Origin of the sequence: Pseudomonas sp. Irchel 3H3 (assembly GCF_900187635.1) — a bacterium.
In the GTDB taxonomy this organism is placed as follows: domain Bacteria; phylum Pseudomonadota; class Gammaproteobacteria; order Pseudomonadales; family Pseudomonadaceae; genus Aquipseudomonas.
Genome location: NZ_FYEC01000002.1, coordinates 266,507 through 282,037 on the forward strand (window position 1 = coordinate 266,507; position 15,531 = coordinate 282,037).

General features: G+C 60.4%; 14 protein-coding genes. 3 read left to right on the plus strand and 11 right to left on the minus strand.

Going from position 1 to position 15,531, the window contains the following annotated elements:
- Positions 1–774, plus strand: a complete 774-nt coding sequence (cobA, locus tag CKW24_RS04120; protein WP_095165473.1) for a uroporphyrinogen-III C-methyltransferase — start codon at positions 1–3, stop codon at positions 772–774.
- 69 nt (positions 775–843) lie between these two features.
- Here the strand turns inward: cobA and CKW24_RS04125 are convergent, their stop codons facing one another.
- From CKW24_RS04125 to ppsA, 8 genes are all read right to left on the minus strand, one after another.
- On the minus strand, positions 844–1,818 hold the full coding sequence (locus tag CKW24_RS04125; RefSeq protein ID WP_095165475.1) for an OmpA family protein: 975 nt from the start codon (positions 1,816–1,818) through the stop codon (positions 844–846).
- A 107-nt stretch (positions 1,819–1,925) separates the two neighbouring features.
- Complete coding sequence (gene sigX / locus CKW24_RS04130; protein ID WP_095165477.1) at positions 1,926–2,516, minus strand: RNA polymerase sigma factor SigX; 591 nt, start codon at positions 2,514–2,516, stop codon at positions 1,926–1,928.
- Positions 2,517–2,607: 91 nt separating this feature from the next.
- Entirely contained in the window at positions 2,608–3,432 is an 825-nt protein-coding gene (locus CKW24_RS04135; RefSeq protein ID WP_095165479.1) for a mechanosensitive ion channel domain-containing protein, read from the minus strand.
- Between the two features lie 2 nt (positions 3,433–3,434).
- Complete coding sequence (locus CKW24_RS04140) at positions 3,435–3,680, minus strand: CrfX protein (protein WP_095165481.1); 246 nt, start codon at positions 3,678–3,680, stop codon at positions 3,435–3,437.
- A 63-nt stretch (positions 3,681–3,743) separates the two neighbouring features.
- A complete protein-coding gene (locus CKW24_RS04145) occupies positions 3,744–4,739 on the minus strand; it encodes a zinc transporter ZntB (protein WP_095165483.1) in 996 nt (331 codons plus the stop codon).
- A 23-nt stretch (positions 4,740–4,762) separates the two neighbouring features.
- On the minus strand, positions 4,763–5,254 hold the full coding sequence (gene rraA / locus CKW24_RS04150) for a ribonuclease E activity regulator RraA (protein ID WP_095165485.1): 492 nt from the start codon (positions 5,252–5,254) through the stop codon (positions 4,763–4,765).
- A gap of 196 nt (positions 5,255–5,450) precedes the next feature.
- Positions 5,451–6,440: an alpha/beta fold hydrolase gene (locus CKW24_RS04155; protein ID WP_095165487.1), complete on the minus strand. Its 990-nt coding sequence runs from the start codon at positions 6,438–6,440 to the stop codon at positions 5,451–5,453.
- 244 nt (positions 6,441–6,684) lie between these two features.
- Positions 6,685–9,060: a phosphoenolpyruvate synthase gene (gene ppsA / locus CKW24_RS04160; protein WP_095165488.1), complete on the minus strand. Its 2,376-nt coding sequence runs from the start codon at positions 9,058–9,060 to the stop codon at positions 6,685–6,687.
- A 175-nt stretch (positions 9,061–9,235) separates the two neighbouring features.
- On the opposite strand from ppsA, the gene CKW24_RS04165 reads away from it, so the two are divergent.
- Positions 9,236–10,054, plus strand: a complete 819-nt coding sequence (locus CKW24_RS04165; RefSeq protein ID WP_095165490.1) for a pyruvate, water dikinase regulatory protein — start codon at positions 9,236–9,238, stop codon at positions 10,052–10,054.
- A gap of 67 nt (positions 10,055–10,121) precedes the next feature.
- Here CKW24_RS04165 and CKW24_RS04170 read toward each other — a convergent pair whose 3' ends face one another.
- A complete protein-coding gene (locus CKW24_RS04170; protein ID WP_095165492.1) occupies positions 10,122–11,531 on the minus strand; it encodes a PLP-dependent aminotransferase family protein in 1,410 nt (469 codons plus the stop codon).
- Between the two features lie 144 nt (positions 11,532–11,675).
- Here CKW24_RS04170 and CKW24_RS04175 point away from each other — a divergent pair, with 144 nt between their 5' ends.
- Entirely contained in the window at positions 11,676–12,563 is an 888-nt protein-coding gene (locus CKW24_RS04175) for a DMT family transporter (RefSeq protein ID WP_162530231.1), read from the plus strand.
- A 37-nt stretch (positions 12,564–12,600) separates the two neighbouring features.
- Here CKW24_RS04175 and prpD read toward each other — a convergent pair whose 3' ends face one another.
- Together prpD and prpF are read right to left on the minus strand one after the other, a co-directional pair.
- Positions 12,601–14,085 carry a 2-methylcitrate dehydratase gene (gene prpD / locus CKW24_RS04180; protein ID WP_095165496.1) on the minus strand — a complete coding sequence of 495 codons (1,485 nt, stop codon included), beginning with the start codon at positions 14,083–14,085 and terminating at the stop codon, positions 12,601–12,603.
- Between the two features lie 215 nt (positions 14,086–14,300).
- Positions 14,301–15,491: a 2-methylaconitate cis-trans isomerase PrpF gene (gene prpF, locus CKW24_RS04185; RefSeq protein ID WP_095165498.1), complete on the minus strand. Its 1,191-nt coding sequence runs from the start codon at positions 15,489–15,491 to the stop codon at positions 14,301–14,303.
- Positions 15,492–15,531: the final 40 nt, after the last annotated feature.

The following is a 15,531-nucleotide window of genomic DNA, read 5'->3' on the forward strand; positions in this document are numbered from 1 at the left end:
ATGAGCGCAAAAGTCTGGTTGGTGGGTGCAGGCCCGGGTGACCCTGAATTGCTGACCCTCAAGGCGGTACGGGCATTGAGCGAAGCACAAGTGGTGTTGATCGACGACCTGGTCAACCCAGCCGTGCTGCAACATTGCCCCCAGGCGCGGGTCATTGCCGTGGGCAAACGCGGTGGCTGCCGCTCGACCCCACAAGCATTTATCCATCGGCTGATGCTGCGTTATGCCCGCCAGGGCAAGTGCGTGGTGCGGCTCAAGGGGGGCGACCCGTGCATCTTTGGTCGGGGTGGTGAAGAAGCCCAGTGGTTGCGCGAACGGCAGATCGAGGTCGAACTGGTCAATGGCATCACCGCCGGCCTGGCGGGGGCCACACAGTGCGATATTTCCTTGACCCTGCGCGGCGTTGCGCGGGGGGTGACCCTGGTGACAGCCCATACCCAGGACGACAGCGAGCTCAATTGGCGCGCCCTGGCCCAGGGCGGGACCACCCTGGTGATCTACATGGGTGTGGCAAAACTCGGGGAAATTCGCCAGCAGTTGCTGGACGGCGGGATGGCGGTGGATACGCCAGTGGCAATGATTGAAAACGCTTCAATGCCGAACCAACGCGAATGCCGGAGCAACCTGACAGCCATGCAAGAAGATGCCTACAGCTTCCAGTTAAAAAGCCCAGCGATCCTTGTGATAGGTGCCGTGGCCGCCTCTGCAGCCCTGGATCAGAGCCTGCCGGCGTCCGTGACACAGTTGCCATGGCCGTCCAGCGCAGCGTTGTAACCCCTGGCAGTAAATCGCAGGCAAAGAAAAGCCCGGCCTAAGCCGGGCTTTTCGCGAGCTGCGAGCTAATTACTTAGCTTGAGCTTCAACCTGCGCTTCTACGCGACGGTTAACAGCACGGCCAGCGTCAGTTGCGTTGTCAGCAACTGGGCGGGATTCGCCGTAACCAACGGAGCTAACGCGGCCAGCGTCGATGCCGTCTTTGACCAGAACTTGCTTAACAGCGTCAGCACGACGCTGGGACAGCTTCTGGTTGTAAGCGTCTGGACCTACGGAGTCAGTGTGACCTTCAACCACGGTGGTGGTCTGTGGGTACTGCTTCATGAAGTCAGCCAGGTTCTGCACGTCAGCGTAGCTGTTTGGCTTAACAACAGATTTGTCGAAGTCAAACTTGACGTCCAGCTCAACGCGTACCACTTCAGCAACTGGAGCTTCTGGCTCTGGCTCTGGAGCCGGTGCCGGAACTGGAGCTGGAGCTACTGCGCCGGCGTTGCCGCCGAAGTTCACACCCAGACCAACCAGGGCGGAGTAGTCCCACTTACCGTTGTCCATTGCGTAGTCAGCTTCAACGCCGGCACGAGCGAACAGGTTGTCGGTGAAGTAGTACTTAACGCCGGTACCAACGATAGCCAGAGTCGACTGATCGCGACCGCTGTGACCGTCAGCTTTGACGCTGGTGCGGCTCTGGTGACCGAAACCACCGGAAACGTACGGACGCAGGGAATCTACGCCAGCCTGACCGAAGTGGTAGGTACCCAGCAGGGAGCCGGTGTCACCTTTGATCTTCTGGTTGCCAGTACCGTCGTTCGAACGGGTGTGGTGAGTCTGATCGTAGTTCAGATCGATCGAAACGTCGTCGGTCAGGAAGTAACCGATACGAGCGCCTGGGTTGAAGCCGTCTTCGATGTGCTTGACGCTATCGTTGTACTGCTTCTTGTAGAACAGCTCGCCTTCAACTGCGCCTTGGCCTTGTGCCAGAACGCCGAAAGAAGTAGCGGCAATAAGAGAACCAATGGCCAAGCCCAAGGTGTTTTTCAGTTTCATCCGTTAAATCCCCATCTGGTGATTGTAAAGCAGTCCCGCAAACCGGGGGACAACTCGGCGGCAAGTCTATCAGAACTTGCCTACACGTAAGAGATATTTGCGCCGAACTAAGTTTCAGCAATGCCTGCAAATTTCTCACGCAATTTATCTAGAGCGCGTTTGTACCGCATTTTTGTTGCACTCAAGCCCATATGCATGATGTCTGCGATCTCCTGAAATTCCAGCTCTGCGACAAATCGTAGCACCAGAATTTCCCGGTCAATCGGGTTCACATGCACCAACCAGCGATCAAGTCCACCCTTCTCCTCAGGTTTCGGCGTCTTTTCTTCCGACGCTTCCTCGAGGGGGTCCAGACTCAAAGCGTCCATCAAGCGACGCTTACGCCGTTCCTTTCGATACTGTGTGATGCATTCGTTGTACGTGATGCTATATAGCCATGTCTTGAACTTGGATTTACCTTCGAAGTTCTTCAGACCGTACAGCACCTTCAACATCACTTCCTGACAGACATCGTCCGCGTCGCGATCGTTCCCAAGATATCGTGCACAGACGTTAAATAAAGTTCTCTGGTAACGCCGCATCAGCTCTTCGTAAGCGCGCGTTACGTGAAACAGCTCGGTGTGCGAGCGCGCGACCAACTCCTCATCAGAGAGCTCGCGGGGGTCGTAGCGCGTGGATAGCGATTGGGGTTTATTCAAAACAAGTCGGGCCGACAGTCAGGTCAATGTCCGCCGCGGCCCAAGGGTATCGGGCATTTCGCGGCGGCATACATTAGCAGGGTTTGCCGGGTTAGCGGCTACTAACATGCTGTTCCAGGAGGATCCGATTGGAGAGTGATACTAGCTCACCCTCGTCGGTCAGCAATGTAGTTTTAACCGTGCCGATCTCTTCGATCTGGCCTTCGACCTCACCAACACGCACTTGTTGCCCAACCTGATACAACTCACGCACATAGATTCCCGCAAGAATCTGGCCGGCGATTTCCCGGCTACCCAATCCCATGGCCAAGGCGACTGCCAGACCAACGGTTATCAAAACTATCACGATCACATGGTTCAGCAAGTCGGTTTTGACTTCGAGCTGACTGATCGCCACCGAAATACTGATGATGATCACCAGGCCCTGGGCGATTCGCCCCAGGCCCGCAGCATAGTCCAGACCGACCCCTTCTGCAGCGCCGCGCACCAAGCCATTGGCCAGTTGCGCCAGCAATACCCCTACCAGCAACACCAACGCGGCACCGAATACTTTCGGCAAATACAACGCAAGCATATCGAGCGTAGCCGAAACTCGCTCCAAGCCAAGGGATTCTGCAGCAGAAACCAGAAAAATAAGTAAAACGAACCAGTAGACGATTTTTCCGATCAGGGTCGAGATCGGAACCTGCAGACCCGCCCGAGACATCAACTTGGTCAAACCGGTACCGCCCATCAAGCGATCCAGACCCAGCTTGGCCAACAATTTGGACAGCAAGGTGTCCAGCAACTTGGCAACGACAAAACCCAGCAGCAGCACGACCAGGGCGCCAAACAGATTGGGAATGAAGTTCGCTACCTTGGTCCACAACGCAGTCATTGCCGTGACGAGGCTCTGAGTCCAGAGATCAAGTTCCATATTCAATCAGCCTTATCAGCAGTGCTTGCGGTAGGTTTACGACGGGAAACCGGCGAGACATGGGCCGATCCGTTATTCAGGGCAATCATCAGTGCCGGCACCCAGCGGCCCAGCAGACTGAACAGATCACCGGCACCCACCTGGCGGTTGGCGGTTTTCAGTACACGACCCAGGCACGCATCATCGTCGCGGGTGGACGGGGATGCCTGGAGCATGTCACGCAAAGACTGTTCAAACGGATCGTGCATACGCACCTCTCGTGATATCTGTGAAAGACGCGATCAAAATTCCCCGGGTCACATGACGCTCCTTCATACCCAGCGCAAACGCCGGAACAACCACCACTGCCCCAACGCCACCGAGACCATCAACAGGCAGGCAACCAGGAAGCCATAGGGGCTCTCGGAGAACGGAATGCCACCGACGTTGATGCCCAGCAGACCGGTCAGAAAACTCATCGGCAAAAAGATCCCGGTGATGATCCCGAAGCGGTACATGGTGCGACTCATTTTCACGCTCAGACGCCGGTCTTCGGCCTCCAGCACCAGCCCCACCCGCTCGCGGGTCAATTCCAGCTCTTCCAGATAACGCGTCAGACTGTTGTTCAATTCGTTCCAGTAATCGCCATCATCCTCGACAAACCAGGGCAGTTTGATCCGCGTCAGTTGTCCGAAAATATCCCGCTGCGGCGCCAGAAAACGCTTGAGCCCGGCGGCACGCCGACGGATCTGCAAAATGGAGCCGTGCTCGGGGGTATACCGTTCGTCGGCATCCAGTTTTTCTTCTTCGACATCGACCACTTCAGAGAGATCGCCCACCAGGTCCTGGACCTTGTGAGTGAGGTACTGGGCCATATACAGGATCAGTTCGGAAGCCGTCCGCGGTCCCTTGCCCTCGGCCAACTGCACCAACAATTCATCGGTGGCGCGCAGTGGGCGCAAGCGCAGGGAAATGACCCGTTGGGCCGAGGCGAAGATACGCACCGAGACCATGTCTTCCGGCTCGGCACCAGGGTTGAGGTTGACCCCGCGCAAAAACAGCAGCAATTCGGAGTCCGGCAGCGCCAGCAAGCGCGGCCGGGTGTTCTCCTCCAGCAGCAAGTCGCAACTGAATTCACTCAGGCCACTGGATTTACGCAGCCAGGTCTGGGTTTGCGGGTGACTGCGATCCCAGTGCAGCCAGAGGCTTTCGTGGGGTTGCAGTTGCAGGTCATCCAGTTCAGTCCGGGCAATCGAACGCGCACCGCCTTTTCCATCCAGCACCAGGGCATGGACCAGCCCCCACTGCGCGTTTTCTTCCTCGAACATCCTCACCCCTGTCTGGTCGCCGTTTATTCAGGCATTTGCAACGGACTCGGCGAGATGATCACGCCGTTGTTGTCCGCATAAATGTATTCGCCCGGACGGAACGTCACACCGGCAAAGGTCACCGGTACATTGATCTCGCCAAGACCACGACGGTTGGACTTCTTCGGATGACTGGCAAGGGCCTGCACCCCCAGGTCGGTCTGTGCAATGACGTCGACATCGCGGATGCAGCCGTAGATCACCAGGCCTTCCCAGCCATTCTTGGCCGCTCTCTCGGCAATCATGTCGCCCAGCAGCGCGCAGCGCAGCGAACCGCCGCCATCGACTACCAGTACCTTGCCGTTCCCCGGGAGCTCGGCATGCTCCTTGACCCGCGAGTTGTCTTCGAAGCACTTGATGGTCACGATTTCACCGCCGAAGGAATCACGGCCGCCAAAATTGCTGAACATCGGCTCCAGGACCTGTACCAGTTCCGGATAGGCATCGCACAGGTCGGGAGTGAGGTAATGATTCATCGAGAAACTCCTGTAAAGAGGAAGACAATCGAGGATGTCACCTTAAAGGAAACGAGCGCTGAGAGTTGCGGTTTAAAGCCGTTTTTCCGCGAACACCGCCACCAGCATCACCACGTAAAGTGACCAGAAAAGCTCAATGCGTCATATCTTAGCCGTAAGCGGACAGGAACGAAACGCCCTTGATAGAGCGTTCACGTCAGTCTGCGCCGACCGTGGCGAGCGCCTGCGCCTGCACGGGTGCCTGCGGGTCTGTCAGCCAACGCTGGACCAATGGCCAGACTTCGACTTGCGCGGCTTTGCTGACCAGCATTTGCACATGCCCGAAGTCATCGGCAAAGCCCTGGGCGCGGCCCAGGCAAATGTATTGCTTGTGCGTCGAGCCCATTTGCTCGAACAGTTTGCGGCACGCCCAGTCGGGGTCCTGGTGATCGTTGCTGGCGCTGACGGCCAGGACCGGCACCTGCACTTCGGCCAAGCCCGCCCACCAGTCCTTGTCGGCATCGCCAAAACGTCCGAACAGACCGAACCAGCGCATGCTTTCCAGAGCCAGGCCAATCGGTTCGTCCTCCGGGCCACGCTTGAGGCGAGACCCCGACAGTTGGGCAAAACGCTTGAGGATGAAACGTCCGCTCCATTCCACCGGGGGAATTTTCAGCGGCCAGTAGGTGCGACTCACTTGCGTGCCGAAAAATGCGGCGCTGGCGACATCGGACGCTTCCAGGTAGTGGCCACCGAGCGCGGCGGCCAGGGTGATGCCGCCCAATGAATGGCCGATCCAGTGCGGAGCCTGCCCGCTCTGTTCGCGGACGAACGCGGCGATGGCCGGCAGGTCGTAGCGGGCATAGTCGGCCACGCGGTTCTTGCGGTAGTGCTGATTGCGCTGCGACAGGCCGTGCCCGCGCATTTCCGCAATCCACACATCAAAACCGGCGCGTGCCAGGTACGCCCCCAAACCCAAGCCCTTGGGGGAAAACCAGAAACGCCGGTTGGAAAAACTGCCGTGCAGCAAAATCACCGGAACCCCGCGCATGGCGGGTTCATCGGCCATGCCCAAGCGGGTCACTGCCAGCTCAACGGTGCCGTCCGGGCTGTTGCCCGGTTTCAGGCGATAGACGTCCTCACTCAGATCGCCGCGACGTTCGGCGCTGAGCAAGGCGACAGGAAACAGGTTACTGCTGCTTTGCATAATGCTCTTGCACAAAAAAGGGCGGCATCCGGAGGAGCCCGCCCTACTTGAATCTCAAAAACAGGTCGCTCGCTCTTATTCCTGTAGGAGCGAGCTTGCTCGCGATGGACGTCGGGACAACGCGTTTGTCCAGCATGTGCGCGTTATCGTTAGCGACCATCGCGAGCAAGCTCGCTCCTACAGGGATGGACGCCAGGGCAACGCGCCTTGACGACCATCGCGAGCGAGCGACCTGTTCACACCATCAAGCCGAAGCTTGACCCTCAGCCAGGAAGAACCAGGTTTCCAGTACGGAATCGGGGTTCAACGAAACGCTTTCGATGCCCTGCTCCATCAGCCACTTGGCCAGGTCCGGGTGATCGGATGGGCCCTGGCCGCAGATGCCGATGTACTTGCCGGCCTTGTTGCAGGCGGCAATGGCATTGGCCAGCAGCTTCTTGACCGCCGGATTACGCTCATCGAACAGGTGCGCGATGATCCCGGAGTCACGGTCCAGGCCCAGGGTCAGCTGGGTCAGGTCGTTGGAGCCGATGGAGAAACCGTCGAAGAATTCCAGGAACTCTTCAGCCAGGATCGCGTTCGATGGCAGTTCGCACATCATGATCACGCGCAGGCCGTTGTCGCCACGGGCCAGGCCATTCTCGGCCAACAGGTCGACGACCTGGCTGGCTTCGCCCAGGGTCCGCACGAACGGCACCATGATTTCGACGTTGGTCAGGCCCATCTCGTTGCGCACACGCTTGAGGGCGCGGCACTCGAGCTCGAAGCAGTCACGGAAGGCTTCGCTGATGTAACGCGAGGCACCGCGGAAGCCCAGCATCGGGTTCTCTTCTTCCGGCTCGTAGAGCTTGCCGCCGATCAGGTTGGCGTATTCGTTGGACTTGAAGTCCGACAGGCGCACGATGACTTTTTTCGGCCAGAACGCGGCAGCCAGGGTGCTGATGCCCTCGACCAGCTTCTCGACGTAGAAACCGACCGGATCGTCGTAGCCAGCGATACGCTTGTCGACGCTTTCCTTGATTTCCGCAGGCAGGCCGTCGTAGTTCAACAGCGCCTTGGGGTGCACGCCGATCATACGGTTGATGATGAACTCCAGGCGGGCCAGGCCCACACCGGCGTTCGGCAACTGCGCGAAGTCGAAGGCGCGGTCCGGGTTGCCGACGTTCATCATGATCTTGAACGGCAGGTCCGGCATGGCGTCCACGGAGTTTTTCTTGACGTCGAAGCCCAGTTCGCCTTCGAAGATGAAACCGGTGTCGCCTTCAGCGCAGGAAACGGTCACGCCCTGGCCATCTTTCAACAGCTGGGTAGCGTTACCGCAGCCCACTACCGCCGGGATCCCCAGCTCACGGGCAATGATCGCCGCGTGACAGGTACGGCCGCCACGGTTGGTGACGATGGCGCTGGCGCGCTTCATGACCGGTTCCCAATCCGGGTCGGTCATGTCGGAAACCAGCACGTCGCCCGGCTGGACCTTGTCCATCTCGGACACGTCCTTGATGATGCGGACCTTGCCGGCGCCAATGCGCTGGCCGATGGCACGGCCTTCTACCAGCACGGTGCCGGTTTCTTTCAACAGATAGCGTTCCATGACGTTGGCCGAAGTGCGGCTCTTCACGGTTTCCGGACGGGCCTGCACGATGTACAGCTTGCCGTCGTCACCGTCCTTGGCCCACTCGATGTCCATCGGGCACTTGTAGTGCTTCTCGATGATCATCGCTTGCTTGGCCAATTCGCTGACTTCCGCGTCGGACAGGCAGAAACGCGCGCGCTCGGCCTTGTCGACGTCGACGGTCTTGACCGAACGACCGGCCTTGGCCTCGTCGCCGTAGATCATCTTGATTGCTTTGCTGCCCAGGTTGCGGCGCAGGATCGCCGGGCGTCCCGCGGCCAGCGTGCCCTTGTGGACGTAGAATTCATCCGGGTTGACTGCGCCCTGGACCACGGTTTCGCCCAGGCCGTAGGCGCCGGTGATGAACACCACGTCACGGAAGCCCGACTCGGTATCGAGGGTGAACATCACGCCGGCGGTGCCGGTTTCCGAACGCACCATGCGCTGCACACCGGCCGACAGGGCCACCAGCTTGTGGTCGAAGCCCTGGTGGACGCGGTAGGAAATGGCACGGTCGTTGAACAGGGAAGCGAACACTTCCTTGGCCGCACGAATGACGTTCTCGACGCCACGAATGTTCAGGAAGGTTTCCTGCTGGCCGGCGAACGAGGCGTCCGGCAAGTCTTCGGCGGTGGCCGAAGAGCGCACGGCCACGGCCATGTCCGGGTTACCGGCCGACAGGGTGGCGAACGCGGTGCGAATCTCGGCGTTGAGCTTCTCCGGGAACTCGGCTTCCATGATCCATTGACGAATCTGCGCGCCGGTACGGGCCAGCGCGTTCACGTCATCCACGTCCAGCGCATCCAGCGCGGCGTGGATCTGGTCGTTCAAACCACTTAATTCGAGAAAATCACGATAAGCCTGAGCTGTCGTGGCAAAGCCACCCGGGACCGACACACCGGCACCTGCAAGGTTACTGATCATCTCGCCCAGGGATGCGTTCTTGCCCCCCACATGCTCTACATCATGGACGCCGAGCTTATCGAGGGAAACTACGTACTCTACCAAGGTGATCTCTCCACTAACTGTGTTGGAAAAGCTCAGGGTACTGGCCGCTCAAGGGAGCATTTGCCAGCTATATGGCCTGGACCTGGAAAATAAGTGAGAATGCCGGCCAATCCGGGCCGCCAAATCGCGCCTATCATATCCAAGAATCGTCACCAGCTTAAGGCCCAAGGCGCAAATGAAACGATCTGCTTTCTTTATCTCCGATGGCACGGGCATTACGGCCGAAACCCTGGGTCAAAGCCTGTTGGCGCAGTTCGAAAACATTACCTTCGGCAAATTCACCCGGCCGTACATCGACAGCGTCGATAAAGCGCGGGCCATGGTACAACAAATCAACACGGCCGCCGAAAAGGACGGCTTTCGTCCAATCATCTTCGACACGATCGTCAACCAGGACATTCGTGAGATTCTCGCCACGTCCAATGGTTTCATGATCGACATTTTTTCGACCTTCCTCGCCCCGCTGGAGCTGGAGCTGAGCGAGCACTCGTCCTACTCCGTCGGCAAGTCGCATTCCATTGGCCACAACTCCAATTACATGGAGCGTATCGAGGCGGTGAACTTCGCCCTGGACAACGACGACGGCGCGCGCACCCACTATTACGACAAGGCCGACCTGATCCTGGTGGGCGTGTCGCGGTGCGGCAAGACCCCGACCTGCCTGTACATGGCCATGCAGTTCGGCATCCGCGCAGCCAACTACCCGCTGACCGAGGACGACATGGAGCGCCTGCAACTGCCGGCCGCCCTGCGCGCCCACCAGCACAAGCTGTTCGGCCTGACCATCGACCCGGACCGCCTCACCGCCATCCGCAACGAGCGCAAGCCCAACAGCCGGTACTCGAGCTACGCCCAGTGCGAGTTCGAGGTGCGTGAAGTGGAAAACCTGTTCCGCCGCGAGAACATCCCGAACATCAACTCCACGCATTTTTCCGTGGAAGAGATTTCCGCCAAGATCCTCGTGGAAAAAGGCGTCGAGCGCCGCTTCAAGTAGCCAGCCGAGTCGCCAGCGCAGGCGCGCCGGGCTCTTCGCAGGAGCCTGGCTTGCCCGCGCGGACCGACTAACCGACCTCCCGCAATGCCGACACCACCGCCTCGACCCCCTCGCGCAACAACCGATCATCCCCCACCGAATTGCACACGCTGACGCGGATCGCCTGCGGCACGGCCCCATGCCCCACCGCAAACGCTTCGGCGGTGGCAATCAGGTAGCCGCTGCGCTTGAGCTCAGATTCGACCTGGGACGCGCGCCACGGCTCGGGCACGTCGATCCAGAAATGCGGGCTCTGTGCGTGCGTGCGGTACTGCAAGCCCTGCAACACGCCCTCGACCAACGCTTTGCGCCGGCTGATTTCGATGATTTGCTGTTCCAGCAGCTGCCGGGCGACACCGCTTTCGATCCACTGCGTGGCCAACTCCAGGGCCAGGGGCGTGGCCATCCAGCACGAAGCGCGCACCGCTGCCGACAAACGGCTGAGCAAGGCCTGGGGCGCATACAGATAGCCGACCCGCAAGCCCGCCGACACCGCCTTGCTCAGGCTGGCGATCAGCACCGTACGCTCCGGAGCAAAATGGCTCAGGGGTAACGGCCGCTCCTGGACCAGCACGGCGTGGGCCTGATCCTCGATGATCAACAGATTGTGCCCCCGGCAGACCTCCACCAGGGCCTCGCGACGCGCGGTGGACATTACCGCGGCCGTCGGATTTTGCAGGGTCGGCGTGCAGTACAGCGCCGTCACCCGGTGTTGGCGACAGACCTCGTCCAGAGCCGCTGGCAACAACCCCTCGGCGTCCATGGCCAGGCCAATCAGCTTGATCCCCAGATTGCGCGCCACGCTGATCAAGCCTGGGTAGGTCAACTGCTCGGTGACCAGCGTATCGCCGGCCTTGAGCAGCGCCATCAAGGCACACAGCAAACCGTGCTGGCCGCCGTTGACGCAAATCACCTGCTCGGCCCTGGCGACAAATTCGCCGTGCCCGAGCCACCGCGCGCCCGCCGCCCGATACTCCGGCAGGCCGGCGTCCGCGGTGTAGCCGCTGATGCGCTGCATGGCCTGGGGATCACTCGCCAGGGCCTGCAGCCCCTGGCTCAGGCACAACGCCTGGCGTCCGGGAATCGGCTGGTTGCGGCTCATGTCCAGGCACGGCGGTGGTTGCTCGCTGACATTGCGGAACCCACCGTCACGCGGGCGCTCCATGCCCTGCTCACGGACATAAGTACCGTCACCGACCCGGGCGACCACCTTGCCCAGGCGCTCAAGCTCGGCATAGGCGCGACTGACCGTGCCCACCGTTACCCCGAGGCTGTCCGCCAGCAGGCGATGGGGCGGCAATTTGCAGCCAGGCGCAAGCACGCCGTCAGCCATGCCCTGCTCTACCCCGTCGCTGAGGCGCTGGTACTTCATGCCGGTTCCATGGCTGAGGGCATCCCGCAGGATTGACACCATGGCAATACTTACTTTGACAGCCATTACCACCCCGAATAGCGTGCTGAAAACAGGTTCAATCAGGGATAGACCTTTTCCATGACCCGGTCAATTCCCATCACACCAAGGTGCCCGAGCATGCCCACCGCCATCGCCGTCGATACCCCGCAAAGACACCCCCGCCGCTGGCTGGCTGGATTGATCACCAGCGTGCTGTTTCTGATTGTCTGCCTGAGCTGGGGCACGACCTGGCTGGGGATCAAGATCGCCGTCGAAAGCGTGCCGCCGCTGACCGCTGCCGGCCTGCGTTTTCTGATCGCCTTCCCGCTGTTCCTGAGTTTTGCCGCGTGGCGCCGCGAACCCTTGCTGTTCCCCAAGGGCAGTCGCTGGTTCTTCCTGTTCGTTACGCTGACGTATTTCAGCCTGCCGTACTACTTGCTCAATTATGGCGAGATGCACGTTTCGTCAGGGCTCACGGCACTCCTGTTCAGCTGCATGCCGGTGTTTATCCTGGTGTTCTCGGCGCTGTTCCTGCGGGAAAAAATCTATGCCTCCCAGGTGCTCGGCATCGCCATCGGCTTTGCCAGCCTGTTCATGATCATCCGCAGCCAGGGCTTGCACCTGGACCACGCCGAACTGTTCGGCGTACTGGCGATTCTCACGGCGGCGATCCTGCATGCGCTGTGTTATGTAGTGACCAAGAAACACGGGAGCGCCATCAGCGTCATCACCTACAACACCTTGCCAATCGGTATCGCCGGACTGCTGCTGTTTGTTACGGGACTGGCGGTCGAGACCCCGGCATTCGCGGCCATCAGCGCGCGTTCGTGGGGCGCCCTGCTCTATCTGGGACTGGTGGCGTCGGTGGGCGGGTTCATCGTGTATTTCATCCTGCTCAAGCGCTTGAGCCCGATCATCCTGTCTTTCGTGTTCATCATTTTCCCGGTGTTCGCGGTGATGATTGGCGCCTGGTACGAAGGACAGGTGATTTCGCGGGAATTGATCGGCTACTCGGCGGTGCTGCTGATGGGGTTTGCGATCACCAAGTTGCCCGTGGAGAAGTGGCTGGCCAGGTAACAGCCAGCCACGGCATCCAGCGGGACAGGGTTAGCGGTCAGATCACGAAGAGATCCATGAAGTGGTTCACCGGAGTCGCTTCAAGGGCTGCCTGATCCTTGCACAGGGCAAAGATCTGCGCCGAGCGCTGGGCAGTGAAGCGGGTGGCGAGGTTGGCCTTGAACTTGTCCTCGAGCAACGGGATGCCCTCGGCGCGCCGGCGGCGATGGCCGATCGGGTACTCCACCAGCACTTGTTCGGTACTCGAACCGTCCTTGAAAAACACCTGCAGGGCATTGGCGATCGAACGTTTGTCGGCCTCCAGGTACTCGCGGGTGAAACGTGGATCCTCGACTATGACCATCTTCTCGCGCAGGACATCGATGATCGGGTGCGCAGCGTGGAACTGATCTTCGTACTGCTCGGCCACCAGGTTACCGAACGCCAGCGGTACGGCGGTCATGTACTGGATGCAGTGGTCACGGTCGGCGGCGTTGGCCAGTTGCCCGACCTTGGAGATGATGCGGATCGCCGACTCATGGGTGGTGATGACAATCCGGTCGATCTCGTGCAGGCGATTACGCACCTGCGGATGCAGGGTCACCGCCGCCTCGCAGGCGGTCTGCGCATGGAACTCGGCCGGGAAGCTGATCTTGAACAGCACGTTTTCCATCACGTAGCTGGCGTAAGGCTGGGAAAAACTGAAGGCGCGCTGATCCGCAGGCTTGAGCGCCAGGTCCTTGTTGGTGTGGCTGAACAGTACGTCGTAGAACCCCCATTGCGTGGCAGTCAGCGCGCCCGGAATGCCCATCTCTCCGCGCAGGGCGATGTCTGCCAGGCGTACCCCGCGACTGGACGCATCACCCGCGGCCCAGGATTTGCGTGAGCCGGCGTTCGGCGCATGCCGGTAGGTGCGCAAGGCCTGGCCGTCGACAAAGGCGTGGGACAGCGCTGCCAGCAATTGCTCGCGGCTGGCGCCGAGGAGTTTGGCGCTGACGGCGGTCGAGGCGACCTTGACCAGCAGCACGTGGTCCAGGCCGACCCGGTTGAAGGAGTTCTCCAGGGCAATCACCCCTTGAATCTCGTGGGCCATGATCATCGCGTCGAGCACCGCGCGCATGGTCAGCGGCGAGTCGCCATTGGCCAGGCGCTTTTGCGACAGGTGATCGGCCAGCGCCAGGATCGCCCCGAGGTTATCCGAGGGATGACCCCATTCCGCAGCCAGCCAGGTGTCGTTGTAGTCGAGCCAGCGGACGATGCAGCCGATGTCCCAGGCCGCCTTGACCGGGTCCAGGCGAAAACTCGTGCCTGGCACCCGGGCGCCAAAGGGCACGATCGTGCCTTCGACCATCGGCCCAAGGTGTTTGGTGCATTCGGGAAAACGCAGGGCCAGCAGGCCGCAGCCGAGGGTATCGAGCAGGCAGTTGCGGGCGGTGTCCAGGGCCTCCCGGGACTCGATCCGGTAGTTCAGGACGTAGTCGGCGATGTCCTGCAGGACCTGGTCATAGTCAGGACGGTTGTTTAAGTCAACGTTGGCGCTCATGTTCGATTCACTCGGGCAGTGGTTCGTAAATGGGACCTCGGTTCAGGGCTAACACGGACAACCTATTCTTATGATATTCCCCCCTGTAGGAGCGAGCTTGCTCGCGATGAACTCAAGAACAACGCGTTTAATCAGACGATACGCGTCATCGTTAACGTCCATCGCGAGCAGGCCGCAAGCGCCCGCTCGCTCCCACAAAGGGCTATGTTTCAAGGCTAGAACGAATCCCCAGGGACCCGCACCCAGCCTTCCATCAGCACTCGCGCGCTGCGGCTCATGATGGCTTTGGTCACGGTCCATTCGCCGTCCACCAGGTTGGCTTCAGCGCCGACCCGCAAGGTGCCGGATGGGTGGCCGAAACGTACCGCGTTGCGCTCGATGCCGCCGGCCGCCAGGTTGACCAGGGTGCCGGTGATGGCCGCCGCCGTGCCGATGGCCACTGCTGCGGTGCCCATCATTGCGTGGTGCAGCTTGCCCATGGACAGCGCCCGCACTAGCAGGTCGACATCGCCCGCCGCCACGGGTTTGCCGCTGGAGGACAGGTAATCGCTGGGCCGCGCGACGAACGCTACCTTGGGGGTGTGTTGGCGCTTGGCCGCTTCGTCGAGGTTGGCAATCAAGCCCATGCGCAAGGCGCCGTGAGCACGGATCGTCTCGAACATGGCCAATGCCTTGGGATCGCCGTTGATCTCGCCCTGCAATTCGCGGCCGGTGTAACCGATATCCTCGGCATTGACGAAGATCGTCGGGATGCCCGCATTGATCATGGTCACCTGCAAGGTGCCAACACCCGGCACGTGCAGTTCATCCACCAGGTTGCCGGTGGGGAACATCGAACCGCCAGCGCCCTCTTCCTCGGCCGCCGGGCTGATGAATTCCAACTGCACTTCAGCGGCCGGGAAGGTCACGCCGTCGAGTTCGAAATCACCGGTTTCCTGCACCGCGCCCTGGGTAATCGGCACATGGGCGATGATGGTCTTGCCGATGTTGGCCTGCCAGATGCGCACCACGGCCACGCCGTTGTCCGGCACCCGGGCAGGATCGACCAGGCCACTGCTGACGGCGAACGAACCGACCGCTGCCGACAGGTTGCCGCAGTTACCGCTCCAGTCGACAAACGGCTTGTCGATGGAGACCTGGCCAAACAGGTAATCCACATCGTGATCGGCCTTGAGGCTCTTGGACAGGATCACCGTCTTGCTGGTGCTCGAGGTCGCGGCGCCCATGCCGTCGATCTGCTTTTCGTAAGGGTCCGGGCTGCCAATCACCCGCAGCAACAGCGCGTCGCGCGCCGGGCCAGGAACCTGCGCCGACTCGGGCAAATCTTGAAGACTGAAGAACACGCCTTTGCTGGTGCCACCACGCATGTAGGTGGCGGGAATCTTGATCTGAGGTGCGTGAGCCATGATGGTCCTTAATGGGCCGGCGCGGGACTGACGCCCCGCG

Bases quoted from the DNA above. Each gene is read 5' to 3' on its own strand.
- CKW24_RS04125 (WP_095165475.1), bottom strand. From the start codon at position 1,818: ATGAAACTGAAAAACACCTTGGGCTTGGCCATTGGTTCTCTTATTGCC.
- CKW24_RS04145 (WP_095165483.1), bottom strand. From the start codon at position 4,739: ATGTTCGAGGAAGAAAACGCGCAGTGGGGGCTGGTCCATGCCCTGGTG.
- CKW24_RS04165 (WP_095165490.1), top strand. From the start codon at position 9,236: ATGAAACGATCTGCTTTCTTTATCTCCGATGGCACGGGCATTACGGCC.
- CKW24_RS04155 (WP_095165487.1), bottom strand. From the start codon at position 6,440: ATGCAAAGCAGCAGTAACCTGTTTCCTGTCGCCTTGCTCAGCGCCGAA.
- CKW24_RS04140 (WP_095165481.1), bottom strand. From the start codon at position 3,680: ATGCACGATCCGTTTGAACAGTCTTTGCGTGACATGCTCCAGGCATCC.
- prpF (WP_095165498.1), bottom strand. From the start codon at position 15,491: ATGGCTCACGCACCTCAGATCAAGATTCCCGCCACCTACATGCGTGGT.
- rraA (WP_095165485.1), bottom strand. From the start codon at position 5,254: ATGAATCATTACCTCACTCCCGACCTGTGCGATGCCTATCCGGAACTG.
- CKW24_RS04135 (WP_095165479.1), bottom strand. From the start codon at position 3,432: ATGGAACTTGATCTCTGGACTCAGAGCCTCGTCACGGCAATGACTGCG.
- CKW24_RS04170 (WP_095165492.1), bottom strand. From the start codon at position 11,531: ATGGCTGTCAAAGTAAGTATTGCCATGGTGTCAATCCTGCGGGATGCC.
- prpD (WP_095165496.1), bottom strand. From the start codon at position 14,085: ATGAGCGCCAACGTTGACTTAAACAACCGTCCTGACTATGACCAGGTC.
- cobA (WP_095165473.1), top strand. From the start codon at position 1: ATGAGCGCAAAAGTCTGGTTGGTGGGTGCAGGCCCGGGTGACCCTGAA.